Annotated in this window: 29 protein-coding genes; 12 read left to right on the forward strand and 17 right to left on the reverse strand. The window is 74.7% G+C overall.

Annotated features, from left to right (window positions below; translation table 11 throughout):
• Nucleotides 1–52 precede the first annotated feature (52 nt).
• Together pcaF and paaK are read left to right on the forward strand one after the other, a co-directional pair.
• Nucleotides 53–1,258, forward strand: coding sequence for a 3-oxoadipyl-CoA thiolase (gene pcaF, locus ACYVI6_RS03230; protein ID WP_460444989.1), 1,206 nt, complete (start codon nucleotides 53–55; stop codon nucleotides 1,256–1,258).
• Nucleotides 1,258–2,565: a phenylacetate--CoA ligase PaaK gene (gene paaK / locus ACYVI6_RS03235; protein WP_460444990.1), complete on the forward strand. Its 1,308-nt coding sequence runs from the start codon at nucleotides 1,258–1,260 to the stop codon at nucleotides 2,563–2,565. The genes pcaF and paaK overlap by 1 nt, the downstream gene beginning before the upstream one ends.
• 45 nt (nucleotides 2,566–2,610) lie before the next feature.
• Here paaK and ACYVI6_RS03240 read toward each other — a convergent pair whose 3' ends face one another.
• Nucleotides 2,611–3,204: a TetR/AcrR family transcriptional regulator gene (locus tag ACYVI6_RS03240; protein WP_460444991.1), complete on the reverse strand. Its 594-nt coding sequence runs from the start codon at nucleotides 3,202–3,204 to the stop codon at nucleotides 2,611–2,613.
• Nucleotides 3,205–3,277: 73 nt separating this feature from the next.
• Between ACYVI6_RS03240 and ACYVI6_RS03245 the strand changes: the two genes are divergently transcribed.
• A complete protein-coding gene (locus tag ACYVI6_RS03245) occupies nucleotides 3,278–3,562 on the forward strand; it encodes an ArsR/SmtB family transcription factor (RefSeq protein ID WP_460444992.1) in 285 nt (94 codons plus the stop codon).
• Nucleotides 3,559–3,942 carry a VOC family protein gene (locus ACYVI6_RS03250; RefSeq protein ID WP_460444993.1) on the forward strand — a complete coding sequence of 128 codons (384 nt, stop codon included), beginning with the start codon at nucleotides 3,559–3,561 and terminating at the stop codon, nucleotides 3,940–3,942. Before ACYVI6_RS03245 ends, ACYVI6_RS03250 begins: the two co-directional genes overlap by 4 nt.
• 147 nt (nucleotides 3,943–4,089) lie before the next feature.
• On the opposite strand, the gene ACYVI6_RS03255 is transcribed toward ACYVI6_RS03250, so the two are convergent.
• Entirely contained in the window at nucleotides 4,090–4,860 is a 771-nt protein-coding gene (locus tag ACYVI6_RS03255) for a sulfite exporter TauE/SafE family protein (protein ID WP_460444994.1), read from the reverse strand.
• A gap of 84 nt (nucleotides 4,861–4,944) precedes the next feature.
• Here ACYVI6_RS03255 and ACYVI6_RS03260 point away from each other — a divergent pair, with 84 nt between their 5' ends.
• Together ACYVI6_RS03260 and ACYVI6_RS03265 are read left to right on the forward strand one after the other, a co-directional pair.
• The gene (locus ACYVI6_RS03260) at nucleotides 4,945–5,952 is read left to right on the forward strand and encodes a glycerate kinase (RefSeq protein ID WP_460444995.1); all 1,008 of its coding nucleotides are present in this window, start codon (nucleotides 4,945–4,947) and stop codon (nucleotides 5,950–5,952) included.
• Nucleotides 5,953–6,044: 92 nt separating this feature from the next.
• Nucleotides 6,045–7,013, forward strand: coding sequence for an NAD(+)/NADH kinase (locus ACYVI6_RS03265; protein WP_460444996.1), 969 nt, complete (start codon nucleotides 6,045–6,047; stop codon nucleotides 7,011–7,013).
• On the opposite strand, the gene ACYVI6_RS03270 is transcribed toward ACYVI6_RS03265, so the two are convergent.
• A complete protein-coding gene (locus ACYVI6_RS03270; protein WP_460444997.1) occupies nucleotides 7,010–7,867 on the reverse strand; it encodes a L,D-transpeptidase family protein in 858 nt (285 codons plus the stop codon). The two genes, ACYVI6_RS03265 and ACYVI6_RS03270, sit on opposite strands and share 4 nt — an antisense overlap.
• Nucleotides 7,868–7,998: 131 nt before the next feature.
• On the opposite strand from ACYVI6_RS03270, the gene idi reads away from it, so the two are divergent.
• The gene (idi, locus tag ACYVI6_RS03275; RefSeq protein WP_460444998.1) at nucleotides 7,999–8,541 is read left to right on the forward strand and encodes an isopentenyl-diphosphate Delta-isomerase; all 543 of its coding nucleotides are present in this window, start codon (nucleotides 7,999–8,001) and stop codon (nucleotides 8,539–8,541) included.
• A gap of 14 nt (nucleotides 8,542–8,555) precedes the next feature.
• Here the strand turns inward: idi and ACYVI6_RS03280 are convergent, their stop codons facing one another.
• The 4 genes from ACYVI6_RS03280 to ddaH all read right to left on the reverse strand — a co-directional run bounded on the left by ACYVI6_RS03280 (nucleotide 8,556) and on the right by ddaH (nucleotide 12,042).
• Nucleotides 8,556–9,146, reverse strand: coding sequence for a hypothetical protein (locus ACYVI6_RS03280; RefSeq protein ID WP_460444999.1), 591 nt, complete (start codon nucleotides 9,144–9,146; stop codon nucleotides 8,556–8,558).
• Between the two features lie 77 nt (nucleotides 9,147–9,223).
• Entirely contained in the window at nucleotides 9,224–9,916 is a 693-nt protein-coding gene (locus tag ACYVI6_RS03285; protein WP_460445000.1) for a GAF and ANTAR domain-containing protein, read from the reverse strand.
• 21 nt (nucleotides 9,917–9,937) lie between these two features.
• Nucleotides 9,938–11,191, reverse strand: coding sequence for an ornithine--oxo-acid transaminase (gene rocD, locus ACYVI6_RS03290; RefSeq protein ID WP_460445001.1), 1,254 nt, complete (start codon nucleotides 11,189–11,191; stop codon nucleotides 9,938–9,940).
• Nucleotides 11,188–12,042, reverse strand: a complete 855-nt coding sequence (ddaH, locus tag ACYVI6_RS03295) for a dimethylargininase (RefSeq protein ID WP_460445018.1) — start codon at nucleotides 12,040–12,042, stop codon at nucleotides 11,188–11,190. The genes rocD and ddaH overlap by 4 nt, the downstream gene beginning before the upstream one ends.
• 137 nt (nucleotides 12,043–12,179) lie before the next feature.
• On the opposite strand from ddaH, the gene ACYVI6_RS03300 reads away from it, so the two are divergent.
• Entirely contained in the window at nucleotides 12,180–12,614 is a 435-nt protein-coding gene (locus ACYVI6_RS03300) for an Lrp/AsnC family transcriptional regulator (protein ID WP_460445019.1), read from the forward strand.
• Nucleotides 12,615–12,641: 27 nt separating this feature from the next.
• Here ACYVI6_RS03300 and ACYVI6_RS03305 read toward each other — a convergent pair whose 3' ends face one another.
• The 6 genes from ACYVI6_RS03305 to ACYVI6_RS03330 all read right to left on the reverse strand — a co-directional run bounded on the left by ACYVI6_RS03305 (nucleotide 12,642) and on the right by ACYVI6_RS03330 (nucleotide 18,063).
• Nucleotides 12,642–15,230: a sensor domain-containing protein gene (locus ACYVI6_RS03305; RefSeq protein WP_460445002.1), complete on the reverse strand. Its 2,589-nt coding sequence runs from the start codon at nucleotides 15,228–15,230 to the stop codon at nucleotides 12,642–12,644.
• A gap of 80 nt (nucleotides 15,231–15,310) precedes the next feature.
• Nucleotides 15,311–16,180: a siderophore-interacting protein gene (locus ACYVI6_RS03310; RefSeq protein WP_460445003.1), complete on the reverse strand. Its 870-nt coding sequence runs from the start codon at nucleotides 16,178–16,180 to the stop codon at nucleotides 15,311–15,313.
• Between the two features lie 9 nt (nucleotides 16,181–16,189).
• Nucleotides 16,190–16,609 carry a hypothetical protein gene (locus ACYVI6_RS03315; protein ID WP_460445004.1) on the reverse strand — a complete coding sequence of 140 codons (420 nt, stop codon included), beginning with the start codon at nucleotides 16,607–16,609 and terminating at the stop codon, nucleotides 16,190–16,192.
• On the reverse strand, nucleotides 16,602–17,099 hold the full coding sequence (locus ACYVI6_RS03320) for a DUF6328 family protein (protein ID WP_460445005.1): 498 nt from the start codon (nucleotides 17,097–17,099) through the stop codon (nucleotides 16,602–16,604). The genes ACYVI6_RS03315 and ACYVI6_RS03320 overlap by 8 nt, the downstream gene beginning before the upstream one ends.
• Nucleotides 17,096–17,749, reverse strand: coding sequence for an HAD family hydrolase (locus ACYVI6_RS03325; RefSeq protein WP_460445006.1), 654 nt, complete (start codon nucleotides 17,747–17,749; stop codon nucleotides 17,096–17,098). The genes ACYVI6_RS03320 and ACYVI6_RS03325 overlap by 4 nt, the downstream gene beginning before the upstream one ends.
• Nucleotides 17,750–17,808: 59 nt before the next feature.
• Nucleotides 17,809–18,063, reverse strand: a complete 255-nt coding sequence (locus ACYVI6_RS03330; protein WP_460445007.1) for a hypothetical protein — start codon at nucleotides 18,061–18,063, stop codon at nucleotides 17,809–17,811.
• 132 nt (nucleotides 18,064–18,195) lie between these two features.
• On the opposite strand from ACYVI6_RS03330, the gene ACYVI6_RS03335 reads away from it, so the two are divergent.
• Nucleotides 18,196–18,708: a hypothetical protein gene (locus ACYVI6_RS03335; RefSeq protein WP_460445008.1), complete on the forward strand. Its 513-nt coding sequence runs from the start codon at nucleotides 18,196–18,198 to the stop codon at nucleotides 18,706–18,708.
• A gap of 80 nt (nucleotides 18,709–18,788) precedes the next feature.
• Here ACYVI6_RS03335 and ACYVI6_RS03340 read toward each other — a convergent pair whose 3' ends face one another.
• The 4 genes from ACYVI6_RS03340 to ACYVI6_RS03355 form a co-directional block, all read right to left on the reverse strand.
• Nucleotides 18,789–20,120, reverse strand: coding sequence for an MFS transporter (locus tag ACYVI6_RS03340; RefSeq protein ID WP_460445009.1), 1,332 nt, complete (start codon nucleotides 20,118–20,120; stop codon nucleotides 18,789–18,791).
• Between the two features lie 83 nt (nucleotides 20,121–20,203).
• Nucleotides 20,204–21,076 carry an ABC transporter permease gene (locus tag ACYVI6_RS03345; RefSeq protein ID WP_460445010.1) on the reverse strand — a complete coding sequence of 291 codons (873 nt, stop codon included), beginning with the start codon at nucleotides 21,074–21,076 and terminating at the stop codon, nucleotides 20,204–20,206.
• Nucleotides 21,063–22,019, reverse strand: a complete 957-nt coding sequence (locus tag ACYVI6_RS03350; RefSeq protein WP_460445020.1) for an ABC transporter ATP-binding protein — start codon at nucleotides 22,017–22,019, stop codon at nucleotides 21,063–21,065. The genes ACYVI6_RS03345 and ACYVI6_RS03350 overlap by 14 nt, the downstream gene beginning before the upstream one ends.
• Nucleotides 22,020–22,045: 26 nt before the next feature.
• A complete protein-coding gene (locus tag ACYVI6_RS03355; protein WP_460445011.1) occupies nucleotides 22,046–23,206 on the reverse strand; it encodes a LolA family protein in 1,161 nt (386 codons plus the stop codon).
• A 95-nt stretch (nucleotides 23,207–23,301) separates the two neighbouring features.
• Between ACYVI6_RS03355 and ACYVI6_RS03360 the strand changes: the two genes are divergently transcribed.
• The 3 genes from ACYVI6_RS03360 to ACYVI6_RS03370 all read left to right on the forward strand — a co-directional run.
• On the forward strand, nucleotides 23,302–23,979 hold the full coding sequence (locus ACYVI6_RS03360; RefSeq protein WP_460445012.1) for a response regulator transcription factor: 678 nt from the start codon (nucleotides 23,302–23,304) through the stop codon (nucleotides 23,977–23,979).
• Nucleotides 23,976–25,340 carry a sensor histidine kinase gene (locus ACYVI6_RS03365; protein ID WP_460445013.1) on the forward strand — a complete coding sequence of 455 codons (1,365 nt, stop codon included), beginning with the start codon at nucleotides 23,976–23,978 and terminating at the stop codon, nucleotides 25,338–25,340. Before ACYVI6_RS03360 ends, ACYVI6_RS03365 begins: the two co-directional genes overlap by 4 nt.
• 104 nt (nucleotides 25,341–25,444) lie before the next feature.
• A partial coding sequence (locus tag ACYVI6_RS03370) for an HD-GYP domain-containing protein (RefSeq protein ID WP_460445014.1) occupies nucleotides 25,445–26,622 on the forward strand: 1,178 nt, incomplete at its 3' end.

Consider the following 26,622-nt stretch of genomic DNA (forward strand, 5'->3'; position numbering starts at 1 on the left):
CGATCGGTCGGGTAGAGTCTGCCACATCCCTGCGTCGGACGAGGAGCCCCGGATGCGCGACGTCGCCTACCTGGTGGACGGCTGCCGAACCCCCATCGGCCGCTACGGCGGCGCCCTGTCGTCGGTGCGTCCCGACGACCTGGCCGCGCACGTGCTGCGCGAGCTCACCGGGCGGCACCCGCAGGTCGACTGGGAGCGGCTCGACGACGTCGTGCTCGGCTGCGCCAACCAGGCCGGCGAGGACAACCGCGACGTCGCCCGCATGGCGGTGCTGCTCGCCGGGCTGCCGGTCGACGTGCCGGCCACGACGGTCAACCGGCTGTGCGGCTCCGGGGCGGACGCCGTCGCGATCGCCGCGCGCGCCGTCGTCGCCGGCGAGGCCGACCTGGTGGTCGCCGGTGGCGTCGAGAGCATGAGCCGGGCGCCCCTGGTGATGTCGAAGCCCACCGCCGCGTTCGCCCGCGACCAGCAGGTGTTCGACACCACGCTCGGCTGGCGGTTCGTGAACCGGGCCCTCGAACAGGCCTACGGCACCGACTCGATGGGCGAGACCGCCGAGAACGTCGCGCAGCAGGACGACGTCTCGCGGGCCGACCAGGACGCCTTCGCGCTTCGTTCGCAGCAGCGCGCGGCGGCGGCGCGGGCCCGTGGTCGCTTCGAGCTGGAGACGGTGCCGGTGCCGGTGCCCCAGCGACGCGGCGACCCGGTGCTGGTCGACGTCGACGAGCACCCCCGCGAGACGTCGCTCGAGGCGCTCGGCCGGCTGAAGCCGGCGTTCCGTCCCGACGGCTCGGTCACCGCGGGCAACGCCGCCGGCATCAACGACGGCGCCGCCGCGCTGCTCGTCGCCTCCGCGACCGCCGTCGAGCGGTACGGCCTGCAGCCGCTCGCCCGCGTCGTGGGTGGCGCGGCAGCCGGTGTCGAGCCCCGCCTGATGGGCCTCGGGCCGGTGCCCGCCACGCAGCGGCTGCTCGGTCGCCTCGGGCTGACGGTCGCCGACCTCGACCTCGTCGAGCTGAACGAGGCGTTCGCGGCCCAGGCGCTCGCGGTCCTGCGCCGGCTCGGCCTGCCCGACGACGCCGACGTCGTGAACCCGAACGGCGGCGGCATCGCGCTCGGGCACCCGCTCGGCATGAGCGGCGCCCGGCTCGCGCTCACGGCCGCCCTCGACCTGCGCGAGCGGGACGCCCGCCGGGCACTGGTCACCATGTGCATCGGTGTGGGGCAGGGGATCTCGCTGGTGCTGGAGCGCGCCTGATGCGCGACCTCGCCCCGCGGCCGGGTGACCTCGACCCGATCGAGACGGCGTCGCTCGACGAGCTGCGGGCGCTGCAGCTCGAGCGGCTGCGGTGGTCGGTGCGGCACGCCTACGAGCACGTGCCGCACTACCGGCGCAGCCTCGACGCCGCAGGCGTGCACCCCGACGACGTCCGCGAGCTGAGCGACCTGGCGCGCCTGCCGTTCACGACGAAGGCCGACCTGCGCGACAACTACCCGTTCGGCATGTTCGCCGTGCCGCGCGAGCAGGTGTCGCGGGTGCACGCGTCGTCCGGCACCACCGGTCGCCCGACGGTGGTCGGCTACACCAAGGCCGACCTCGACACCTGGGCCGACGTCATGGCGCGCTCGATCCGGGCCGCCGGCGGTCGCGCGGGCATGGTGCTGCACAACGCCTACGGGTACGGACTGTTCACCGGTGGTCTGGGTGCGCACTACGGCGCCGAGCGGCTCGGCTGCACCGTGGTGCCGGTGTCGGGCGGCATGACCGAGCGCCAGGTGCAGCTCATCCAGGACTTCCGGCCCGACGTCATCATGGTGACGCCCTCGTACATGCTCGCGATCGTCGAGGAGATGCAGCGGCAGGGCATCGACCCGGCGTCCACCTCGTTGCAGGTCGGCGTGTTCGGTGCCGAACCGTGGACCAACGACATGCGTCACGAGATGGAGCAGCTGCTCGACATGCACGCCGTCGACGTCTACGGGCTGTCGGAGGTGATCGGCCCCGGCGTGGCCTGCGAGTGCGTCGAGACGAAGGACGGCCTGCACGTCTGGGAGGACCACTTCTACCCGGAGGTCGTCGACCCGCTCACCGGCGAGGTGCTGCCGGACGGCGAGGAGGGCGAGCTCGTGCTCACCTCGCTCACCAAGCAGGCGATGCCGGTGCTGCGCTACCGCACCCGCGACCTGACCCGTCTGCTGCCCGGCACCGCCCGCACGATGCGCCGCATCGAGAAGATCACCGGCCGCACCGACGACATGATCATCCTGCGCGGCGTGAACCTCTTCCCGACGCAGGTCGAGGAGCTGATCCTGCGCACCCCCGAGCTGTCGCCGTTCTTCCAGTGCGTGCTCGACCGCGAGGGCGTCCTCGATGCGATGACCGTGCTCGTCGAGCGTCGCGAGGGGGTCTCGGCGGAGGCCGGCCACGCCGCCGGCGCCCGGCTGCGCCAGCTGGTGAAGAGCAGCATCGGCGTCACCGTCGCCGTCGACGTCGTCGCCCCCGACGGCGTCGAGCGCTCGCTCGGCAAGATGCGCCGCATCGTCGACCACCGCCCGAAGCGGTAGGGCCGGCCGCTTCGTGTGGCGCACGCACCCTTCGAGGGGCGACGGTCAGGCGGTGATGCCGCGCAGCACGAGCTGCTCGACCTGGTCGGCGAGCTGGGCGGGGGTTCGGTCGCTGCCCGGGCGGTACCACTCGACGAGCGAGTTGACGACGCCGAAGACGAGGCGCGCGGTGGTGCGGGCGTCGACGTCGGGGCGCACGTCGCCCTCGTCGACGGCCTGCTGCACCAGGCCGGCGACGATGCGGTCGAAGCGGCGGCGCTGGTCGAGGGCCCAGCGCTCGGTCTCGGTGTTGCCGTGCACGCGCAGCAGCAGGGTGACGTAGGGCAGCTGCTCGGCCAGCACCTGCACGTCGCGCCGCACCAGGTGCCGCAGGCGGTCGATCGCCCGGCCGTGCAGCGCCTCGGGTTCCTCGGTGCTGGCGAGCAGCGGCTCGAGGGCGCGCTCGAGCGCCAGCCGCAGCAGCTGCTCCTTGCTGGTGACGTGGTGGTAGAGCGAGGACTTCGACAGCCCGGACGCCGCGGAGACGTCGTGCATGCTCGTCGCGTCGTAGCCGCGCTCGATGAACACCTGCACCGCCACGGCCAGCAACCGTTCGAGGTCGTACCGCGGACGGGGTTCGCCGGACGGCAGCAGGCTCACGCCGTCGATCATCCCACGCCCCGTCGGCACCCGGCTCTTGTCAGGCAAGCGCGTGCTTGCCTATGGTGTGGCCGTGGGCGACGTGTACAAGGCCCTCGCGGACCCGACCCGGCGCGCGCTGCTCGACGAGCTGCACGAGCGCGACGGCCAGACCCTGTTCGAGCTGTGCGGCCGGCTGATCACGCGGCACGGGCTCGGTTCGACGCGGCAGGCCGTCTCGCAGCACCTCGACGTGCTCGAGCGCGCCGGCCTGGTCACGACCCGCCGCGAGGGCCGCACGAAGCTGCACTTCCTCGACGCGTCGCCGTTGCGTGCGGCCGTCGACCGATGGCTGACCGACCCGGAGGAGAGGGCATGAGGATCACCGTCACGAGCGTGCTGGTCGACGACCAGCGCAAGGCGCTGCGGTTCTACACCGAGGTGCTCGGGTTCACGAAGAAGACCGAGGTGCCGATGGGCGAGCACAGCTGGCTCACCGTCGTGTCACCGGAGGACCCCGACGGCGTGGAGCTGGTGCTGGAGCCGGACGAGCACCCCGCGGCGCGGCCGTTCAAGGCGGCGCTCGTCGCCGACGGCGTCCCGTTCACGTCCTTCGAGGTGCCCGACGTGCGCGCCGAGTTCGAGCGGCTGCGCGGTCTGGGCGTGCGGTTCACCCAGGAGCCCGTCGACATGGGCGGCTTCACCACGGCGGTGCTCGACGACACCTGCGGCAACCTGCTGATGATCGCCAGCCACTGAGCGGCTGCGTCCCGGCGACCGGTCGACGTCCGGCACGACGAGGTGCTGCGCGAGGGCGCTGAACGGGTGGGTCGGTGTGCGCATCGCGGGCTCCCGGGTCGTCGTCCCCCATGAGGAGCGGCCCGCGGCGCCGGTGATACCCGGGTGTCAGGTCACGAGCAGCAGCACGGCGGCGACCGCAGTCAGCGCCAGGGTCATGCGCTCGAACACCAGCTGCGGCACCAGTCGCAGCACCCTCGACCCGACGGCGGCGCCCACCAGCACCGCGGGCACCAGCGGGACGTCGATGCGCAGCGACTCGGCGGTGAGCAGGCCCAGGCCCGCGCTGAACGGCACCTTCACGACGTTCAGCAGGAAGAACAGCCAGGCGACCGTGCCGACGAACGCCATCTTCGGCACCCGCATCAGCAGCAGGTACATCGACGAGATCGGCCCGGCGGCGTTGGCCACCATCGTGCTGAAGCCGGTGCCGCCGCCGGCCAGCGCCGCGAGCGTGCGCGCGCGTGCCGGCGAGTGCTCCGGAGCCTCCCGACGCGCAGAACCCCTGTGCCGCAGCACGTCCAGCACCTGCAGCAGCGCCAGCACCAGGAGCAGCACGCCGAGCGTGCGGCGCAGCACCAGGTCGTCGACGGCCCGCAGGAACGCGACGCCGACGAGCATGCCGACCACGAGCGAGGGCAGCAGCCGCAGCAGCACGCCGCGGTCGGCGTGCCGCCGGTAGAGCGCGACGGCGATCACGTCGCCCACCAGCAGCAGCGGCAGGATGGTGCCGGTCGAGGCCCGGGTCGGCAGCACCAGCGCGAACGCCACCGCCGCCATCGTGCCCATGCCGCCGAAAGCGGTCTTCGAGAACCCGATCAGCAGGCCGCCGAGCGCCAGCACCGACCAGTCGAGCGCCGTCAGCTCGGCCGCGGTCACCGCGGGGCCACGGGGGCGACGTCGCTCACGCGGGCGACAGTACGTCGTGGTCACCGCCGCCTGCCCGCTGGCACACTGCCCGGCGTGAGGGTCGTGCTGGCACCCGACGCGTTCAAGGGCACCATGTCGGCGGACGTCGTGGCGCGGGCGCTCGCCGAGGGCGTGGCCGAGGCCGGCGGCGAGCCGGTGCGCTGCCCGCTGGCCGACGGCGGCGAGGGCACTGCGGAGGTGCTGCGCGCAGCGCTCGGGGGCGACCTGGTGGAGGTCGTGGCCACCGGTCCGCTCGGCGACCCGGTGCCGGCGTCCTTCGTGCTGGCCGCCGACGGCACCGCCGTGGTCGAGACGGCGACCGCCAGCGGGCTGCACCTCGTGCACCCCGGGCCCGGCACCGCCGAGGCGGCCACCACCACGGGCACCGGCGAGCTGCTGGTGGCCGCCGCTCGCGCGGGCGCGCAGCGCATCCTGCTCGGGGTGGGCGGCAGCGCGACCACCGACGGCGGGCTCGGCGCGCTGCAGGCGGTGCGGGCGGGCGGCGGCCAGCTCGGCGCCCACCTGACGGTGCTCTGCGACGTCCGCACGCCGTACGAGCGAGCCGCCGAGGTCTACGGCCCGCAGAAGGGCGCCGACGCCGAGACGGTGGCGCGCCTGACGTCCCGGCTGCTGGCGACCGCGGCCTGGCTGCCCCGCGACCCGCGGGGGCGGCCGATGACCGGCGCGGCGGGCGGGCTGAGCGGCGCCCTGTGGGCCGACCTCGGCGCCGAGCTCGTGCCGGGCGTCCCGGCGGTGCTCGACGCCGTGGGCTTCGACGCGCTGCTCGGCGGCGCCGACCTGGTGCTCACCGGCGAGGGCCGGCTCGACGCGCAGACGGCGGAGGGCAAGGTGGTGGCCGGGGTGGCGCGGCGGGCGGCTGCCAAGGGGGTGCCGGTGCACGCGGTGGTCGGCCGGTGCGACCTCGACGACGCCGGGCTGGCGGTGCTCGGCCTCGCCGGGGCGGTCGAAGCGGGCGACCCGGGGGCGCTGCGCTCTGCGGCCCGCACCCTCACCAGCGCCCGGCGCCGTGCCCTCTCCCGCCGAGATGCGCCCAGTGGTTGACCGGAGGGGCCCGGGAACGACCACGAGTCGCAGCTCGGCACCCGTTGCCTGCGCACGGAGCCGCCGACGCGTCGCGCCCGTACAGTGCCCGCATGGGGACCCTGGGCTCCGGTGACCACAGCGCCCGCACGACCGTGGGCCTCGTCGTGCACCCCACGAGACCGGTCGACGTCAGCGTCGACCGGATCGTGCGCTGGGGCAGCGAGCACGGCGTGCACGTCGTCGTGCGCCAGTCGGACGCCGAGCGCGCGGCCGGTGCGCAGCCGGTGCCCGACGAGGTGTTCGCCGACGTCGTCGACGGCGTCGTGAGCCTCGGCGGCGACGGCACCATGCTCGGCGCGATGCGGCTGTCGATGCCGCGCCGGGTGCCGGTGCTCGGCGTCAACCACGGCAACCTCGGGTTCCTCGTCGAGGTCACCCCCGACGAGCTGTCGGACGCCCTGGCCCGGCTGGTGACCGAGGAGGTCACCCTCGAGCCGCACGCCTGCCTCGACGTCACGAGCGACGACGTCGAGCTGGCCACCACCGCGGGCTTCAACGACCTCGTGCTCGCCCGGCTCGGCCGCCAGGGCCTGGCGTCGGTCGACCTGTCGGTGAACGGCCAGGACTACGGCTACTACCGCTGCGACGCGCTCGTCGTCTCGACCGCGACCGGCAGCACGGCCTACAACTTCGCCGCCGGCGGGCCGGTCGTGTCGCCGTCCGCCCAGGTCGTGGTCGTGACGCCGGTGGCGCCGACGGCGGGCATCAGCCGGGCGGTGGTGCTCGGGCCGGACGACCACGTGCGGCTGCGCGTCGCCCCCGACAGCGCCGAGCTCGGCGTCGAGGTCGACGGCACCCCGGCGGCCACGCTGCACGCCGGTCAGGTCGTCGAGGCCACGCTGCGCGAGGACGCCGCCCGGGTGGTGCGGCTCTCGGCCGGCCAGCACGCCAGCCGCAGCCGGGTCAGGCTGAGCCTGCTCGACCTGCCGCTGCGATCCGACCAGCTGCTCGACCTCGTGCCCGAGCGGGTGCGCGAGCGCGTCGTCGAGCTGCGCGACGAGGCCGAGCGCGAGGGCTAGGCGCGCAGCCGCGTCGCGTCGCCCATCACGACGACGGGGTGCTGGGCGGGGTCGAGCGCGCGCAGCAGGGTGCGCATGCCGGCCTCCGGCACCGAGACGCACCCGTGCGTCGGCCCGTCGTGGTCGACGTGCAGCCAGATGCCGCCGCCCCGGTCCCACCCCTGCGGGCGGGTGGTGTCGAGCGGCGAGACCCCGCGCTGCCGGTTGAAGTCGACGGCCACGACGTAGTCGAAGCTGCCGGCCAGCGAGTCGCCGAACACCGCGCTGCCCGACGGCTCGAACTTCGTCGAGCGGTGGTACGGCAGCTTCGTGCCGGGGTCGGCCATCCTGCCGCCCGCGTCGCTGAGCGTGAACACGCCGACCGGGGTGCGCAGGTCGCCCTCGCGGTGCGCCGTCGTCCACCCCTTGGCGCCGTTGTGCCCGCTCCACCCGGCGGTGCGCGTCCACGTCGACCCGCTGCGCTGGTACAGCGCGATCCGCGAGGTCCCGCCGTCGGCGTCGTCGCCCTGGACGACGACCACCTGGCCGGCCGACGCCGGCACCTTCGCCGACGTGCGCGGGCCGAGCCCGGCGAGCCGGTCGAGCCGGCTGGGCGCGGCCTGGGCGACCTGCGAGGGAGGGGTCGACGGCGTGGCGCTCGACGGCGTGGTGCCGGCCGTCGGGGTGGTCGTGGGCAGGGGGGCCGGCCGGGCCGCCGCCGGGTCGCCGCCGCCGCCGTGCACCGAACGCACCGTGAGGGTCACCAGGGTCACCAGCAGCACGAACGCGAGCAGCGAGCGGCGCCGCCGCACCCGGGCCGACACCCGGCGGCGCGTCGGGCGCGCGGCAGGCGCGGCGCGGTGCCTGGGCGGCACGCGAGGCTGCTCGACGTCGGCGATGCGGGGCTCCCTCGGGCGCGGCGACGTGACGGGACCCGTCCAGGGTAGGCCGCCGGGTCGCCGGCAGCCGGGAGCGGCCCGCCGTCGTGTCGGCCTATGATGACGGGATGCAAGCAAGCAGCGGCGTCCGCGACGACCTCGTCGTGCTGTTGAGCGACGACCACCAGCCGATCGGCACGATGCCCAAGGCGGAGGTGCACACCGACGACACCCCGCTGCACCTCGCCTACTCGGTGTACGTGTTCGACGCCGAGGGCCGCTTCCTGACCACCCGGCGCGCGCAGGTGAAGCGCACGTTCCCCGGCGTCTGGACGAACTCGTGCTGCGGCCACCCGGCGCCGGACGAGACCCTCGCCGACGCCGCCCGCCGCGGGCTCGCCACGGAGCTGTCGCTCCAGCCCGTGCGGCTCGACCTCGCGCTGCCCGACTTCAGCTACCGCGCGACGTCCGCCGAGGGGCTCGTCGAGCACGAGGTCTGCCCGGTCTTCACCGCCACCGTCGACGCCGACCCGGTGCCCGACCCCGACGAGGTCGGCGACTGGCGCTGGGTCGACTGGGCCGAGTACCGCCGCACCGCCGCCAGCTCGCCCTGGCTGCTCAGCCCCTGGTCGGTGCTGCAGGTCGCCGCCCTCGAGGCCGCCGGCCTCTGAGCGAGCGCCTCCGGTCAGGACGGCGCGGGGCAGGTGGTCGACCCGCGCGGGCGACCGGTGCACAGCATGACCTGGTGGTCGACCAGCTGCGCGACGGTGCGACCGCCGACGTCGCTGACGACCCGCACGGCGACGACCGTCGCAGCGCCCCTCGTGAGTCGCAGCCCCAGCACGAGGGCGGCCCGCGCACCCGGCTCGAGCACGGAGCCGGCCAGCACCCGCCGTGACTCGCCGGCCGTGACCGCCGGCGGGTACCTGCGCTGGATGCCGAGGCCCGAGTCGTCGGCCTGCCGCTGGTCGAGCACGACCAGGTGGGGTGCGAGCAGCTGGGTGCCGCTCGGTCGCACGCCGTCGTGGAACAGCGCGTCGACGGACAGCAGCCGCACCGGCGCGCCCGACGTGTTCTGCACGACCAGGGCGCCGTCGGACACTCGCTCGCCGCGCTGCACCGGCAGCTGGTAGAGCGCCGGCGCGACCTGCGGACTCAGTGGCGCTTCGGGCGTCTTCGAGGTGGTCGCAGTGCCCTGGGGTGACGGTGCCACCTGCTCGCCGCTGCCGCTGCAGGCCGACAGCAGCAGCACTCCGGCGACGATCGTCGTACGCACCGCTGCGGCCTCCAGCAGGTTGATGACCTGAAGGCAACCTAGCAGACGACACGGTTGTCGCTGGTCGTACCTGCTGGCTAGCGGGGTGCCTCGGCGTCGGCGACGACCCGGCGGGCCAGCTCGGCGAGCTTCACGTTCAGCTCGGACGACGTCTCGCGCAGCACCTCGAAGGCGCGGTCGGCGCTCACGCCGTGGGTCGCCATGAGCAGGCCGACGGCGGTGCCGATCTCGCGGTTGCTCTGCAGGCCGCGCGACAGGCTCTCGGCGCGCGCGTGCTCGCTCGCGCCGGCCAGCGCCGTGGTCGCGAACGCGGCGAGCAGCACCCCGGCGTCGCCGGAGGCGCGGGTGAAGCCGCCGGGCCGGTCGGAGAACAGGTTCAGCGCACCGACCTTGCGGTCCTCGACGACGATCCGGTAGCCGGCCATGCCGCGCACCGGTGACTCCTGCAGCACGCGCTCGGCGAGGCCCGGCCAGCAGCACTCCTCGGCGACGTCCGGGGCCAGCTCGTAGGCCACCTCGCGGATGGCGTCGACGCAGGGACCCTCGCCGCACTCCCGCTCGAGGCGGTCGACGAGGGCCCCGGTCGGGTCGCTGGACGCCGCGGTGACGTACCCGCTGCCCTTCGCGAGCATGAGGCTGGCGTGGTCGCAGCCGGGCACGACGTGCGGCGCCAGGTCGACCAGCGCCTGGTGCACGGCGGCGACCCCGGGCCGCTCCGCCACGAGTGCGGCGAGCTGCTCGAAGGTCCGCGCGACGACGAGATCGGTCACGGGGGCAGTATCGCCCACGACTCAGCCCCGGGAGGCGTCGTCCAGGATCGCGGCCTCGAGCTGGTCGACCGCCCAGTCGAGCTCCTCGCGGGTGACGACGAGCGGCGGGGCGAGCCGGATGGTGTGCTCGTGGGTGTCCTTGGCGAGCACGCCGCGCTCGAGCAGCCGCTCGCAGACCAGGCGGGCGCGGGGCATCCCGTCGGCGAGCTGGACGCCGGCCCACAGCCCGACGCCGCGCACCTCGCCCACGAGGTCCGACGGCAGGGCGCGCAGCCGGGCGTGCAGGTGCTCGCCGAGCTCGCGCGAGCGGGCCTGCGGCTCGCCGGTCTCGAGCAGCGCGATGACCGCGCGGGCGACGGCGCAGGCCAGCGGGTTGCCGCCGAACGTCGAGCCGTGCTGGCCCGGGTGCAGCACGTCCATGACGTCGCGGTCGGCCGCGATGCCCGACACCGGCAGGATGCCGCCGCCGAGCGCCTTGCCCATCACGTACACGTCGGGCACGACGCCCTCGGCGTCGCAGGCGAACGTGTGGCCGGTGCGGCCGAGCCCCGACTGCACCTCGTCGGCGAGCATCAGCACGCGCTCGCGGGTGCAGATGTCCCGGACAGCGGTCAGGTACCCCTTCGGGGGGACGACGACGCCGGCCTCGCCCTGCACCGGCTCCAGCAGCACCCCGACGGTGGACGGCGTGATCGCGGCGGCCAGCGCCTCGGCGTCGCCGTAGGGCACGACGGTGAAGCCGGGCGCGAACGGGCCGAAGCCGTCGCGGGCGTCGGGGTCGGTCGAGAAGCCGACGATCGCGATGGTGCGGCCGTGGAAGTTCTCGCCCGCGACCACGATGTGCGCGGTGTCGGCCGGCACGCCCTTGACGTCGTAGCCCCACTTGCGGGCCAGCTTCAGCGCGGTCTCGACGGCCTCGGCGCCGGTGTTCATCGGCAGCACCGCCTGCTTGCCGGTGAGCCGCGACAGGTCCTCGCAGAAGGCGGCGAAGCCGTCGTGCTGGAACGCGCGGCTGGTCAGGGTGACGCGGTCGAGCTGCTGCTTGGCGGCCTCGACGAGCGCCGGGTGGCGGTGGCCGAAGTTCAGCGCGGAGTAGCCGGCCAGCATGTCGAGGTACCGCTTGCCGTCGACGTCGGTCACCCAGGCGCCCTCGGCCTCGGCGACCACGACGGGCAGCGGGTGGTAGTTGTGCGCGCTGTGCGCCTCGGCCCGCTCGAGCTCGTGCTCGGTCGTGGGGGTGACGGCGGACGCCGGGCGGTCGGTGGTCTGGGTCATCGGGTGCTCCTGTGCAGCTCGAGGGTGCAGCACTTGGCCGAGCCGCCGCTCTTGCGCAGCTCGGACAGGTCCACGGGGACTGGGTGGTAGCCGCGCAGGCGCAGCTCGTCGGCGAGGCGGGTCGCCTGGGCGGGGAGGACGACGTTGCGGCCGTCGCTCACCAGGTTGAGGCCGAGCCACGAGACGTCCTCGGCGGTGGCGATCACGGCGTCCGGGAAGAGCCGCTCGAGCACCCGCCGGCTGCCGTCGCTGAACGCGGGCGGGTAGTACGCCACGGTGCGGTCGTCGAGGACGCCGAGCGCGGTGTTGAGGTGGTAGGTGCGGGCGTCGACGAGCTGCAGGCTGACGACCGGGACGCCGAGGTGCTCCTGCGCCTCGTGGTGGGCGGCGAGGTCGGTGCGGAACCCGGTGCCGGCGAGCACGAGGCCGCCGACGACCAGGAAGTCGCCCTCGCCCTCGTTCACGAACGTCGGCATGTGGAGGTCGACGACCCCCTGGTCGCGCAGCCAGGCCTGCACGGCGGGCGCCTCGGCCTGCCGCATCGGCGACAGGTACCGCGCGCCCACGCCCACGCCGTCGACGACCAGCCCGCTGTCGGCGACGAACACCATGTCGGGCAGGCCCTCGACGCCCTCCACGACCCGCACCTCGTGGCCGAGCGCGCGGTAGGCGTCGACCAGCCCCTGCCACTGGCGCAGCGCGAGCTCGCGGTCGACGGCGAGCGTCGGGTCCATCCAGGGGTTGATCGCGTACTCGACGTCGAAGTAGGTCGGGCGGCACATCACGTAGCTGCGCGGGCGGGCGACCCGCACCGGCTGCTGCTCCTCGGACGGACGCTGGACGGGCGGCAGGGTGGGTGCGACGGGCGTGTCGAGCACGGATCCCCCTCTCGGGCACAGGGCGCCCGGGCCGGGCGCAACGTTCTCTCATTGTCGGCATGCCGAGGGCGGCGATCAACGACGTACCATTGCGTCGCATGAGCAGTTCGTTGCGTCTCGACGGCGTCGACCGTCAGATCATGAGCCTCCTGCGCAACGATGCGCGGACGTCGTACTCGACGATCGGCGCCTCGGTGGGGCTGAGCGCGCCCGCGGTGAAGCGACGGGTCGACCGGATGCTCGACGCCGGCGTGATCCGCGGGTTCCACGCCGACGTCGACCCCGAGGCCGCCGGCTGGCAGGTGGAGGCCATCGTCGACCTGTTCTGCCAGGGCAGGACCAGCCGCGACGACATCGCCGACCTGGTGGCCCGGATGCCCGAGGTCACCTCGGCGTTCACGGTCACCGGTGAGGCGAACGCGATCCTGCACCTGCGCGTCGAGGACATCGAGCACCTGCAGCGCGCGCTCGAGGCGATCCGCGGCGAGGGCGTCGTGCAGCAGACCCGGTCGCACATCGTGCTGACCCGCCTGACGTCCGGCTGACGTCAGGCTGATGTCCGGCCGGCGCGCTCAGGCGTGCGCGCGCAGCTGGGCGATGCGGTGCAGCAGCTCGTGCTCGGGCAGGGGGCGCGACCAGAGGAAGCCCTGGCCGCTGTGGCAGCCGAGGCGGGCCAGCGCCTCGGCCTGGTGCGCCGACTCGACGCCCTCGGCGACGGTGCGCAGGCCGGTCGCCTCGGCGAGCTTCAGCACGACCTCGCTGAACGCGGTGCCCTCGTCGACGCCGGTGATCGGGTCGACGAAGCTCTTGTCGATCTTCAGGATGTCGACGGGCAGCGCCTTGACGTAGCCGAGCGAGCTGTAGCCGGTGCCGAAGTCGTCGAGCGCGAGGCGGATCCCCCTGCGGCGCAACGACTTCAGCACGCCGTCGACGGTCTGGGTGTCGTCGATCAGCACGCTCTCGGTGATCTCGACGATCAGCCGCGTGGCCGGCAGACCGGACTCGAGCAGCGCCTCGTCGACGTGGTCGAGGAACCGGGGGTGCAGCAGCTGCCGGCTGGAGACGTTGACGCTGACGCTGGTGCGGTGCAGCTCGGGCAGCAGCGTCGGCCAGCGGGCGGCGTCGGCGCAGGCGCGGCGCAGCACCCAGCGGCCGAGCTCGACGATCAGCCCGCTCTCCTCGGCGAGCGGGATGAACTCGCCGGGCGAGACCATGCCGTGCCCGGGTCGCGACCATCGCACCAGCGCCTCGACGCCGGTCGGCACGCCCTCGCCGAGCGACATGATCGGCTGGTAGTGCAGCTCGAGGCCGTCGACGGCGATCGCCTGGCCGAGCGCGGCCTCGTCGCTCATGCGGGTCATCGTGTCGCTGCGCAGCAGGGCGTCGAACACCTCGACGCGCGAGCGGCCGCGCCGCTTGGCCAGCCGCAGCGCGGCGTCGGCGTCGCGCAGCACGGCGGCCGGGTAGTGCGCCGCCTCCGCGTGGTCGGGGCCGAGCGGGCAGACGCCGATGCTGACGTGCAGCGGCACCCGCTGCCCGGCGACGTCGAGGCTCGTCGTGAGCGCGGCCATCAGCTGCTCCGCGAGCGCGGTGCCGGGCGGCGCGGCGTCGCCGTCGGCCAGCACCTCGCCGCGGTGCAGCACCACGAACTCGTCGCTGCCCAGCCGGCCGACGAGCTGCTCGGCGGGCACCACCGCGCGCAGCCGGGTGGCGACCTCCTGCAGCACGACGTCGCCCGCGACGTACCCGAGCGAGTCGTTGACCAGCTTGAACCGGTCGACGTCGACGATGAGCACGGCGGCCCGGCCCTGCTCGCTGCCGTCGGCCATCCGCTGCTGGACGACGCTGATCTCCTCCAGCACGCGGCGGCGGTTGGCCAGCGAGGTGAGCGGGTCGTGCGCGGCCTGGAAGGCGAGGCGCTGCATCGACCGCTCGCGCTCGACGACCTGCCCGAGCAGCAGGCCCACCTGCTCGATCGCCTGCAGCACCTGCTCGCCGGCGGGCGCGCCGCGCGGCACGTAGAACGCGAAGAGGCCGGCGACGTCGCCCCCGGCGACCACCGGGACCGAGACGACGCGCTGCACGCCGCAGGTGGCGAGGGCGTCGCGGACGTCACCACGGGTCAGGTCGGCGGTGTGCAGCACCGCGGTGCCGCGCCGCGCCATCCGCCGCAGGTGGTCGGTGGATCCGAGCGCGCGGTGGGCCTCCAACGGGCAGACCTCGCCCGCCGGGTGCCGGTGCTCGCGCACGTACCAGGACGCCGGGGCGTCGCCACCCGTCCACGCCCGGCCGGCGACCCACCCCAGCCGGCTGCAGACGTCGTGCAGCACCTGCTGGGCGCTGTCGGCCAGGTTGTCGGCGGAGTTCGCCGTGCTGGCCGCGGTGCGCACCAGGTTCGCGCAGAGCTCGGCCGTCCGGCGGTCGGTGACGTCGCGCAGCCGCACGACCAGGTGCGCGTGGGAGAGGCCGGTGTCGCCGGTGAGCGACATCTCGATCCACAGCGGCGTGCCGTCCGCGCGCCGCAGCTGCGCCTCGAGGGTGCCGCCGGGCAGCCGGGGCACCTCGCCGCGGCACAGTGCCTGGATCACGCGCTGGTGCTCGGGGTCCTCCGACCGCGGCAGCAGCTGGTCGATGCCGCGCCCCGTCACCTCGGCGGCCGGCACGCCGAACAGGCGCTCGGCCCCGACGTCCCACCCCACGACGCGGCCGACGGGGTCGACGGCGACCACGCCGTCGTACGTCGAGTGCACCTCGCGCAGGCGCCGCTGGGCCAGCTGCTGCGCCCCGAGCGTCTCCGCCTGCACGAGCAGCACCGGCTCCGCCCCCGGCGTCCGCACCATCGACAGCGAGAGCTGCGCCGGCACGCGGGAGCCGTCGCGGTGCAGGTACTCCTTCTCGTGCAGCACCACGCCCTCGTGCCGGTCGAGCACGTGGCCCAGCTCGCTGACGTCGGCGACCACCTGGCGGTCGGTGTTGAAGTCCCGCCAGCTGCGACCGACCATCTGCTCGGGCAGCCGGCCGATCATCGCCGCGTAGGCCCGGTTGACCCGCTGGTAGACGCCCTCGGCCGACACGATGGCCATGCCCATGGGCGTCGCGTCGAAGACGAGGTCGACCGAGGGCGGGCCGGCAGGCGGCATCGCGTCGGTCGGTTCGGGCACGTCAGCCCATCGACCGGCGCCCGAGACGTCTTGAGGTCGGCGAACGGGTGACGCGCGTCGCAGGCCGCCAGGTGCGGCGCTCAGCCGTCGTCGAGCCCGGCGGCGCGGTCGTCGGCCTCGACCTGCTCGTTCCACGCCCGCTTGCCCGCGCGCCAGCCCTCGTCGTCGACGCCGTGCCGCCAGTAGCCCGACACCGACAGCTGGTCGCGCTGCAGGCCCCAGTCGGTGCGCAGCACGCGGCGCAGCTCGCGCACGAAGGCCGCCTCGCCGTGCACGAAGGCCTGGCCGCGCCCGGGCAGCGGCCCGGCGTCGCGCACGGCGGCCACGAGCGCCTCGCCGACCGGCCGCGCACCGCGGTGCAGCCAGGTGACCCGGACGCCGCTCGGCGCCGTCACCTCGACCTCGTCGTCCGAGCCGGCCACCTCGACCAGCACCCGTGCGTGCACGCCGGCCGGCAGCGCCTCGGCGGACGCCGCGATCGCCGGCAGCGCGCTCTCGTCGCCGGCCAGCAGCAGCCAGTCGGCAGCGGGGTCGGGGGCGTAGCCGCCGCCCGGGCCCAGCAGGTGCAGCTCGTCGCCGGGCCGGGCCCGGTCGGCCCACGGACCCGCGAGGCCGACGTCGCCGTGCACCACGAGGTCGACCGTCAGCTCACGAGTGACCGGGTCCCACCGGCGCACGGTGTAGGTGCGCTGCCGCGGCCACTGCTCGGGCGGCAGCTGCTCGCGGACGGCCTCGAGGTCGAGGTCACCCTGCCAGGGTGCGTCCGGGTGCTGGAACACCAGCTTGACGTACGCGTCGGTGTGCACGGCCGCCGGGAAGTCGGCCAGGCCGGGGCCGCCGAGCACCACCCGCACCATCGACGGCGCGATGCGCTCGACCCGCTGCACCACCGCGCGCCGCGCCCGCCGACGTCCGGCCCGGGTGGGCTGCGGCGCGGCGGTCTCGGTCACCGCTGGAGGCTACCCGGCCTCGCCGGTGGGGTGGCTGGGCGGCCCGGCCTCGTGACCGGTGACGCCGCGGCTGCGGCGCTCGTCCTTCATGCGCTGCTCCGCCGCGTGCCGGCGCGGCTCGCCGACGCTGTCGCGCACCCACTGCTCGAGCTCACGGAAGACGCCGTAGTAGTTGTCGTCGTAGTCCTCGACGAGCTGGAAGGTCCAGCGGTCGGCGACCACGTTGCGTCCGACCAGCTCGCGGTCGAGCCGATCGGCCTGCTCGGTCAGGCCCACCTCGCGCAGCGCGTCGATCGCCTCGCTCAGCGCCAGGTCGGCGGCACCGGTGAGCTGGTGGAAGTCGTAGAGGCGCCCGCGCGCCCGCTCCACCTTCTCCAGCGCGTTGCCGAGCACGCCGAGCGCGTCGGTGACGTCGGGACCATCAGCCACGGGAACTCCTCTGTCGGACCAGCAGGGGGAGCAGCAACCAGAACACGGTGAACGCCAGCAGCGCCACCGCACCGACGGCCAGACCGATCCAGCGGTCGTCGGTCACGACGTCGAGCACCAGCACGATGACCGCGGTGATCGCTGCCGCGAGGACCACCAGCCCGGCGCGCGCGAACCGGTCGGCGGTGCGCACGAGCAGCGGCTTGCGCTGGTGCCGGAACAGGATGCGGTGCCAGCTGACGGGTGACACCACGAGCATGGTGGCGGTCGCCGAGAGCAGCACCGCCACGACGTAGGTGCCGCGCTGGAACCGGTCGAGGTCGGCGAAACGCTGCTGGAACGGCACCGTCAGCAGGAACCCGGTGAGCACCTGGACGCCGGTCTCGGTGACCCGCAGCTCCTGCAGCAGCTCGTTCCAGTTGCGGTCGGCCCGCTCGGTGGCGCTCTCGTCGCGGCCGTCGGGCGCGGCGTCCGGCGCCGACCTGGTCACGGCGCCGCGAGCAGGCTCTCGTCGAGCCGCTCGAGCAGGTCGTCGACCCGCCGCCAGACCTCGTCCGCACCGGCGTCGCGCAGCTCGGGCTCGCTGAACCCGCCGGTCAGCACGCCGACCCCCTGCACGCCCGCTCGCCGCGCCGACTCGAAGTCCCAGCGCGAGTCGCCGAGCATGATGCCCCGCTCCTGCCCGGCGCGCCGCAGCGACTCCTCGATGAGGTCGGTGTCGGGCTTCGTCGAGCCGACGTCCTCGGACGTCGTCCACGCGGTCAGCAGGTCACGGCACTGCAGGAGGTCGAGGAAGTGGTCGACCTGGTCGGGCTTGCCGGACGTCGCCAGCACCACCTGGAAGCCGCGGTCGGCCAGGGCGGCGATCAGGTCGCGAGCGCCCTCGACGGGCTGGATCTCGCCGAGCAGGGGCGCGAACTCCTCCTCCCACCCGTCGCGCAGCGCGTCACCGAGGCGCTCCTCGACGTCGTCGCCGGCGACGGCCTCGACCAGCTTGTCGCCGCCCATGCCGATGGCGCGGTGGATCTGCCAGAGGCTCGGGTGCAGGTCGTGGCGAGCGAAGGCCCGGCTCCAGGCGATGACGTGGTGGTAGTTGCTGTCGACGAGCGTGCCGTCGACGTCGAGCAGGGCTGCGGTCACGCCGTCCACCGTGCCAGCACGCGGCGGGTGCCGCGCGCCGGCACGGGGGACGACCTGGGTCAGCCCAGGAACAGCGCGGTGTCGGGGATCAGCGTGACCCCGGCGGCGCTGTGGTCGTGCACGGTCTGCTCGAGCTCGCGGATGCGCTCGGCGTTCGCGCTCAGCGAGTCGGGGTCGGCGCCGTTGCGGATGGCAGCCAGCCGGTCGGCGTACGCGGCGCGCAGCTGCTCCACCGGGTCGGTGCCCTGGGTCGGGAGCGCCGGCCGGATCGTCAGGTCGATCTGCGGTTCGGTGCGGGTGCTGGTGATCGTCATAGAGCTCGTCCTCCACCTCGTCGTGGGGTGGACGGCCTCGTCCTGACCGTCGCCCGTCCAGTGTCGCCCGGTTCGGTCGATTCGGCACCAGACGTTCGTTGCACAAACTCTGTAATCATGTAATCGTGAGGCATGACGACGACGGACGAGGTGCGCGGCTGGCTGACCGGCCGGCTGCCGCAGGAGTGGACGCAGACCGCCCCCGAGGTGACGGTCGACAAGGACGAGATCACGGTGGTCGTGCACGTCGACGCACCGCAGCTGCCCGAGGCCGCGGGCGAGCCCGAGCAGGCGGCGGCCGCGGCCGGCCGGGCCACCTCCTGGCGCGAGAGCACGCGGCGCCAGCGGATGGCGATCGCCGACGAGACCGAGCACCGCTACGGCCGCAAGGTGGCCTGGGGCGTGGTCGTGGGGGAGCACCGCGAGCTGTTCACGCACCTGGCCGTGCCGGTGATGACCCGGCTGCGGCAGCCCGAGCGGCAGGTGCTCGACACGCTCGTCGCCTCCGGCGTGGCCCGCTCGCGCGCCGAGGCCCTGGTCTGGTGCGTGCGGCTCACCGGCCGGCACGCCGAGGCCTGGCTGGGTGAGCTGCGCGAGGCGATGACCGCGGTCGACGCCGTCCGCGCCAAGGGCCCCGGCCTCTGACCAGGCTCACGCCGAGTTGCGGGTAGTGGTCGACCGCCGGGCCTGCAGGTCAACCACTGCTCGCAGCTCGGCGGGGGTGGTCAGGTGGTGGTGGGGCGCAGCGCGCGCAGGGCGACGACGCCGGCGAGCAGGGTGCCGAGCACCAGGGCCGCGGCGCTGAGCCCGAGCGACACGTGCACGCCGACGGCCGCGCCCAGCAGCCCGACGGTGAAGCCGCTGCCGGCCCGCAGGCCGTTGGCCGACATGCCGTAGAGCCCGACGACGCGGCCGCGGTCGGCGGCGGGGGCGCGCAGCTGCACGATGGTCTGGCCGATCGACATCGAGGCCAGGTTGGCGACGCCGCCCACGAGCAGCAGGCCGACGGCCGCGAGGTAGCTGCCGGTCAGCGCGAAGCCGAGGGTGGTGACGCCGTAGACGAGCGTGCTGACCACCGCCGTCCGCACCGTGGGGCGGATGCGGCCGGTCGCCTCCAGCAGCACGCCGCCGATGACTCCGCCGGCGCCGTTCGCGAACAGCAGGACGCCGTACGCCGTGCCCGCGCCGCCCGCGCCGAGGTCGTGGGCGAAGATCGGCATCGAGCTCTGCAGCGAGGCGCCGACGAAGAACGACCCGAGTCCGGCGAGCACGACCATGCTCACCAGCGTGCGGTCGCTGCTGACGTCGCGCAGCACCCGCAGCGCGTCCAGCGCCCCGACCCGCGGACGTCGCGCAGCGCCCTCGCGGGTGTGCCCGGTGAACTTCGTGCGGAACAGGAACAGCGTGAGCGGCAGGTAGATCAGCACGTTGGCGAAGATGCCTCGCGTCGGCCCGAGCCCCAGGAGCAGCGCGGAGCCGACCACCGGCCCGAACAGGATGCCCAGGCTGCGGAACGTCGCATTGAGCCGCACCGCGCTCGGCAGCTCGTCGCGGCCGACGAAGTCGTGCAGCATCAGCTGCTCGCCCGGCCCCCACAGCGACCCGGCCAGCCCGTGCAGCACCAGCAGCACGCAGGCCTCCCAGATGCGCAGCGTGCCCGTGAGGAACAGCACGCCCCAGGCGACGGAGACGAGCATGAACAGCGCCTGCGCGGCCTGGATGACGCGGCGGCAGTCGTGTCGGTCGGCGAGCGACCCGAACCACACCGAGCAGAGCAGGAACGGCACCCAGTGGCTGATCACCTGGAAGCCGGTGAGCGCCGGCGAGTGGAACGTCTGCCACAGCACCCAGTAGGTGATGACGTGCTCGACGTTGTCGGCCATCATCGACAGGCCGGTGCCGATCAGGTACGGCCGGCAGTCGCGGTTGCGCAGCGCCGCGAACCGGGCGACGGGCGCGGCCGGTGCGGCGGACGTCGCCAGGTCGGCGGTCGGCGGCGCGGCGGTGAGCACGTCCGGCTCGGCCACGTGGCCGGGCACCCCGCAGGCAGCGCACACGCCGGATCCCCTCTCGGCCGCGCGGACGTCGTGCGGCACCGGGAGGGTACGTCGTCCGGTGCCGGGGCCGGGCGCGGGGCGGGCTAGCTGGTGACGTCCTTGCTGGTCAGCCGCGCCCACGCGGCGGCCAGCATCACGGCCACCCAGCCGAGCTGCACCAGCAGGCCGACGCCGATCGCGTGCAGGGCGATCGGGTCGCGCAGCAGGTCGCCGAAGGCGAGCCAGTGGTGGGTCATCAGCCACTGGTCGAGGAAGTCGAGCTGGGGGATGCTGTCGAGGATCTCGAGCACCAGCACCAGCACGACGGTCGTGGCCATGGCCGCGATCGGCACCTCGGTGAGCGTCGAGACGAAGACGCCGATGGCAGCGACCGCGGCGAGGCAGGCGGCGACGTAGAGCGCCACCAGCAGCGCTCGCAGCAGGCCGTCGCCGTAGCCCACGGTCGAGCCGGAGATCAGCGTGACGTCGCCGACCGGGAAGAGCAGCGCGCCGGTGATCACGCCGGACGCCGCGACGACGAGCGCGGCCACCAGCCCGTAGAAGACGACCGAGACGTACTTCACCGCGAGCAACCGCGTGCGGTTGACCGGCGTCACGAGCAGGTACCGCAGGGTGCCCAGGTTCGCCTCTCCCGCAACGGCTTCACCGCTGACGACGCCGACGGCGAGCGGCAGGAACGCCGGCAGGGCCGCCACCAGCGCGGTGAACGCGAGGAAGATGCCGTTCTGCGTGATGCTCGCGAAGAACGGGGGGCCGTCGCCGGGCTCGACGTCGGCCGCGGTGACCTTGACCGCGACGCCGATGAGCACCGGCGCCATGGCCAGCACCGCGAGCAGGGCCAGGTTGCGCCGGCGGGTCATGACGAGCCGCAGCTCGGACCCGAGGAACCGCAGGTCGGTGGCGGCGACCGCGCCGCGCGGGGCGGCCGGCCGGGCCAGCGTGTCAGCGCTCGACATCGAAGCCCTCCCCGGTGAGCTGCACGAACAGGTCCTCGAGCGTCGGGCGGTGCAGCACGAACTGCCGGACGCCGACGCCGGCGGTCACCAGCGCCGCGAGCACCCGCTCGGGGTCGGCGTCGCCGAGCTCGGCCACCACGGTGCCGTGGTCGGTGCGCACGCCGTCGAGACCCTGTCGGCGCAGCAGGTCGGCGGCGCCCTCGACGTCCGACACCTCGACGTCGACGCGGGTGCGGGCGGCGCCGCGCACCTGCTCGATGCCGCCCTGCGCCACCAGGTGCCCGGCGCTCATGACGCCGACGTGCGAGCAGACCTGCTCGATCTCCGACAGCAGGTGCGACGACACCAGCACGGTCGAGCCCTCCGCGGCGAGGTCGCGGATCAGCAGCCGCACCTCGCGGGTGCCCTGCGGGTCGAGGCCGTTCGTCGGCTCGTCGAGCACCAGCAGCTCGCGCGGTCGCAGCAGCGCCATCGCGAGACCGAGCCGCTGCCGCATGCCGAGCGAGTAGGCGCGGTACCGCTTGCCCGCCGCGTGCTGCAGGCCGACGCGCTCGAGGGCGGCGTCGACGCGGGCGCGGGCGGTGCGACCGGACGTCGTGCGGTCGGCGGCGTCGGCGCGGCGCAGGTTGTCGCGGCCCGACAGGTACGGGTGGAACGCCGGCCCCTCGACGAGCGCACCGACCCTGGGCAGCACCGAGGCGCCGGCCCGCGGCATCGGCTCGCCGAGCAGCTCGACGCGGCCCTCGGTGGGCGTCACCAGCCCGAGCAGCATGCGGATCGTCGTCGTCTTGCCCGAGCCGTTGGGGCCGAGGAACCCGTAGACGGCGCCGCGCGGGACCTCGAGGTCGATGCCGTCGACGGCGCGCTGGCCGCCGGCGAACTCCTTGACCAGCCCCGTGGTCGAGACGGCGAGACCCGAGGCGGTGCCGGACGTGCCCGGCACCGCCTCGGTCGCCGCTTCGAGCGTGGTCACCTCGCGGCCGAGTCGGTGGCTGCGGCGGCCTCGAGCGTCTTCACCGGCACCGCGCCGACGAGCACCCGGCCGTCGTCCAGCCACAGCGCGCTGAGCAGCGAGGTCTGCAGCGCGCGACCGCTGCCGTACGACCCGCTGACCGGGCGGAACCCGTTCAGCAGCGAGGAGGCGATCGCGCTGTCGCTGCCGCCGGTCAGCGCGCTCTTCGGCACCCCGCGGGCGACGAGCACCGACGTCCAGTCCTTCCCGACGACGGTCGGCGCGCTGCCGTCGCGCACCGGGCCGCGCTGCTTCGCGTCGCGCTTCGCCTCGGCGCGGTCCGCGCCCTTCGCGAGCTGCTGCGCGGTGACCGTCTTCTCGACCGGCTTCGTGCCCTTCGGCGGGGTGAACCGGAAGACCTCGTCGCCGGGGTCGCCGTACGACAGACCGGTGAAGCCGGTCTCGTACGCCGGGCTGCTCGCGCCCTTCGCGAACACCTGCACCCGCAGCGGCAGCTTGGTGTCGGCGTCGACGGCGACCCGCACCTGGCCGACGAGCGTGCCGGTCGTGCGCGGCTGCAGCACCAGCTCGTAGGCGTCGCGCCCGGCGACCTTCGTGCTCTTCGTGAGCGACACCTTCGTGCTCGGGTCGACGGCGGCGAGCGCCTGCTTCGCGGCGTCCTGCGGGGTGGTGGCGGTGGCCACCGGCCGCTCGGCCTCGTGGTCGAGCCCGGCAGCCTCCAGCTGCGCCTCGGTGGGGAGCTTCGTGTGGGTGGCCTTGCGCTCCTTGCTGTTCCACGTCCAGACGTCGGTGCCGTCGCGCACGACGTCGGTCTCGCTGAACGTGCCCAGCAGCGCGAGGCGCGAGCGGGTCGGGCCGTCGGACCACACGCGCACGGTGGTCGAGCCGGCGAGCAGCGTCGCCAGGTCGGCCTCGCCGCCGGCGGCCTGCTGCGGCAGCTTCGGCAGGCCGAGGTCGGTGGTCTGCACGACCGTGCCGCTGAACGGGCGGGTCTGCGCCTGCGACAGGCTGGCGAGCAGCTCGGCGGCGTTCGCCGGGGGCAGCTCGGGGTTCGCGTTCGCCAGCTGCGGCACGACGAGCGCGCCACCGGCGACGACGACGGCGACCCCCGCGGGCAGGGCCCAGCGGCGGGAGGGGGAACGGAGTGGTGAGCGCATGCGCACATCCTGCGCCGTCCCCGCTGTGACGACGCTGAGAGCGCCCGGCGGCGTCCGCCTGGCCGGGGGAGCGCGCCGCGCGAGAGGGTGTGGACGTGCGGGTGCTGGTGGTCGACGACGAGGTGCGGATGGCCGAGGCCGTCGCGCGCGGCCTGCGCGCCGAGGGCTTCGCGGTCGACCTCGCGCACGACGGCGTCGACGGGCTGCACCGGGCCACGACCGAGGCGTACGACGCGATCGTGCTCGACGTCATGCTGCCGGGGCTGTCGGGTTACCGGGTGGTCGAGCGGCTGCGTGCGGCGGGCAGCTGGACGCCGGTGCTGATGCTCTCGGCGAAGGACGGCGAGTACGACCAGGCCGACGCCCTCGACCTCGGCGCCGACGACTACCTCACGAAGCCGTTCTCGTACGTCGTGCTGCTGGCCAGACTGCGGGCGCTGGTGCGGCGCGGCGCGCAGGAGCGTCCGGTGCGGCTGACCGCCGGCGACCTGGTGCTCGACCCGGGCACGAAGCAGGTGCACCGCGGCGACGTCGAGATCAGCCTCACCGCGCGGGAGTTCGCGCTGCTCGAGCTGCTGATGCGCAACAAGGGCTACGTGGTGGCGAAGGCCGACATCCTCGACAACGTCTGGGACAGCGCGGCCGACAGCACGCTGAACCTCGTCGAGGTGTACGTCGGGTACCTGCGGCGCAAGATCGACGCACCGTTCGGTCGGCAGGCGGTGCAGACCGTGCGCGGCTCCGGCTACGTGCTCGCCCCGGACGGCGGGTGAGCGTCCCGGCCTGGGGCGTGCGCACGCGCCTCACGGTGCTGGCCACCGCGGTGACGGCCGCGGCCCTGGTGGTCGCGGCGGTGCTGCTGGTGCTCGGGTTCCGTGCCGCGCTGCTGCGCTCGCTCGACGACTCGGCCCGCCAGCGCGGGCAGGAGGTGTCGGCGCTGGTCGACGCCGGCCGGCTGCCCGACCCGCTGCCGGTCACCGGCGCCGCCGTGGTGCAGGTGCTCGACGAGGACGGTCGGGTCGCGTCGTCGTCACCGGGCGGCGACCGGCTCTCGCCGCTGCTCGACCCCGACGGGGTGCGGGCGGTGCGCGGCGGCGCGGCCGTCGAGCTGCCGGGCGCGCGGGTCGGCTCGACCGACGCCTTCCGCGTGCTCGGCGAGCGCGCCGGCCAGGGCGGCGCGCAGACCGTGCTCGTCGCGGTGTCGCTCGCCGAGGTGCAGCGGGGCACGGCGCTCGCGCGCACCGCGGTGCTCGTCGGGGTGCTGGTGCTGCTGCTGGTGATCGCGCTGCTGGTGCGCCGGGTGTCGGCGTCGGCGCTGCGGCCGGTCGAGCGCCTGCGCCGCGGAGCCGAGCAGGTGGTGGCCGGGTCGGCCCAGCCGCAGGCGCTGCCGGTGCCCGCGGCGGACGACGAGGTGGCCGCCCTCGCGCGCACGCTGAACGAGATGCTCGCCCGGCTCGAGGCGTCGAGCTCGCGGCAGCGCGCCTTCGTGGCCGACGCCGCCCACGAGCTGCGCAGCCCGCTGGCCAGCCTGCGCGCCCAGCTGGAGGTGGCGCTGCAGGTGCCCGGTGACACGGCGGCCTGGCGGGAGGTCGCGGAGGGCGCGCTGGTCGACGTCGGCCGCACGACCGCGCTCGTCGAGGACCTGCTGCTGCTCGCGCGGTCCGGGGCGGGTGCGGTGCCGGCGTCCGACGTCGACCTGGGGGCGCTGGCGCACGAGCGGGCGGGGGCCGGGCACCGGGTGCCGGTGCGGGTCGAGGCCGAGCCCGGCGTCGTCGTCCGGATGGCGCCGACGCTGGCCGGCCGGGTCGTCGACAACCTGCTCGACAACGCCTGCCGGCACGCGGCGTCCGAGGTGCTGGTGCGGGTGCACCGCGACGGCCTGCGGGCCGTGCTCGAGGTCGTCGACGACGGGCCGGGCGTGGCCGAGGCCGACCGCGAGCGGGTGTTCGAGCGGTTCACCCGGCTCGACGACGCCCGCGACCGCGAGGCGGGCGGCACCGGGCTCGGGCTGGCCATCGTGCGCTCGGTCGTCGGCCAGCTCGGCGGCACCGTGCAGGCGCTCGCGAGGGCGGACGGTGGCGCCGGTGCCCGGTTCGTGGTGGTTCTTCGTGCGGTGACTGGTCCGATCGGTTGAAGCGGCGACCACGTCGCTCTCGCACGGCGCTCGGCGTGACGAAGGGTCGGGGTCCGGGGGTGAGGCCACCGCCCCCACGCCCCTGCCAGACACCTGGAGCCTGCGTGACCGCCGTGGCCCGCCGTGCCGCACCCGACGTCGACCCCGGCTGGGCGCCCCGCCCGCTGCTGTCGCTCGGCGTCCGGTTCGTGCAGTACGGCGTCCCGCTGGCGGTCGGGCTGCTCGGCTCGCGACTGCTCGGCCACCTGCTGCACCCCGTGCTGTCGGGCTGGACCGCGGCGATGGTCGTGCTGCTGGCCTCCGTCGTGCTCAGCCTGCTCGCCTCGCGGCTCACCATGCGGCTGGGCCCGCTGGCCCTGCTGCTGAAGATGACGATGATCTTCCCCGACCGCGCCCCGAGCCGGCTGAAGGTCGCCCGCCGCTCGACCAGCGTGCACGAGATCCGGCAGCGGCTCGCGACCGGTGCGCCGGACGAGCAGGAGGCCGCGGTCACCATGCTCGCCCTGGTCACCGCGCTCGCGAAGCACGACAAGCACACGCGCGGGCACAGCGAGCGGGTGCGGCTCTTCTGCGACCTGCTGGCCAAGGAGCTCGGCCTCACCGCGGCGGACGCCGGCCGGCTGCGCTGGTCGGCGCTCGTGCACGACATCGGCAAGCTCGAGGTCGCTGCCGCCGTGCTGAACAAGCCCGGCAAGCTCGACCAGGTCGAGTGGCGGGAGGTGCGGATGCACCCCGAGGCCGGTGCCCGGCTCGCGCAGCCGCTCGCGACCTGGCTCGGCCCCTGGTTCCTCGGCATCCCGCAGCACCACGAGCGCTACGACGGCACCGGCTACCCGCTCGGCCTGAGCGGCGAGGGCATCTCGCTCGCCGGCCGCGCCGTCGCCGTCGTCGACTGCTTCGAGACCATGACCGCCGCGCGCTCGTACAAGGCAGCGCGCTCCGCCGTCTCCGCCCGCGCCGAGCTGGCGCGCTGCGCCGGCACGCACTTCGACCCGGTGATGGTGCGAGCCTTCCTGCGCATCGCGCTGCCGCGCCTGCTGTGGTCGGTGGGCCCGCTCGCCTTCCTCATCAACACGCCGTTCCTGCGCTGGATCGGCGACGGCAGCGTCTCCGTGTCGAACCTCGCCACGGCCACCGCGTCCAGCGCGGTGAACGCCGCCGGCGTCACCGCGGTCGTCGTCGCCGCCGGCGCCGTGCCCGCCGCCGCGCAGGCCGCCTCGGCGCCCACCGCGCCACCGTCCGTCGTGCGGCACGCGCCGAACGCGCACCGTGCCGACGCGAC

The sequence above is a fragment of the Angustibacter aerolatus genome (assembly GCF_054776675.1).

What these genes read in the sequence shown, in the direction of transcription:
- pcaF (WP_460444989.1), top strand. Translation starts at nt 53, where the DNA reads ATGCGCGACGTCGCCTACCTGGTGGACGGCTGCCGAACCCCCATCGGC.
- paaK (WP_460444990.1), top strand. Translation starts at nt 1,258, where the DNA reads ATGCGCGACCTCGCCCCGCGGCCGGGTGACCTCGACCCGATCGAGACG.
- ACYVI6_RS03250 (WP_460444993.1), top strand. Translation starts at nt 3,559, where the DNA reads ATGAGGATCACCGTCACGAGCGTGCTGGTCGACGACCAGCGCAAGGCG.
- ACYVI6_RS03265 (WP_460444996.1), top strand. Translation starts at nt 6,045, where the DNA reads ATGGGGACCCTGGGCTCCGGTGACCACAGCGCCCGCACGACCGTGGGC.
- idi (WP_460444998.1), top strand. Translation starts at nt 7,999, where the DNA reads ATGCAAGCAAGCAGCGGCGTCCGCGACGACCTCGTCGTGCTGTTGAGC.
- rocD (WP_460445001.1), bottom strand. Translation starts at nt 11,191, where the DNA reads ATGACCCAGACCACCGACCGCCCGGCGTCCGCCGTCACCCCCACGACC.
- ACYVI6_RS03330 (WP_460445007.1), bottom strand. Translation starts at nt 18,063, where the DNA reads ATGACGATCACCAGCACCCGCACCGAACCGCAGATCGACCTGACGATC.
- ACYVI6_RS03335 (WP_460445008.1), top strand. Translation starts at nt 18,196, where the DNA reads ATGACGACGACGGACGAGGTGCGCGGCTGGCTGACCGGCCGGCTGCCG.
- ACYVI6_RS03345 (WP_460445010.1), bottom strand. Translation starts at nt 21,076, where the DNA reads ATGTCGAGCGCTGACACGCTGGCCCGGCCGGCCGCCCCGCGCGGCGCG.
- ACYVI6_RS03355 (WP_460445011.1), bottom strand. Translation starts at nt 23,206, where the DNA reads ATGCGCTCACCACTCCGTTCCCCCTCCCGCCGCTGGGCCCTGCCCGCG.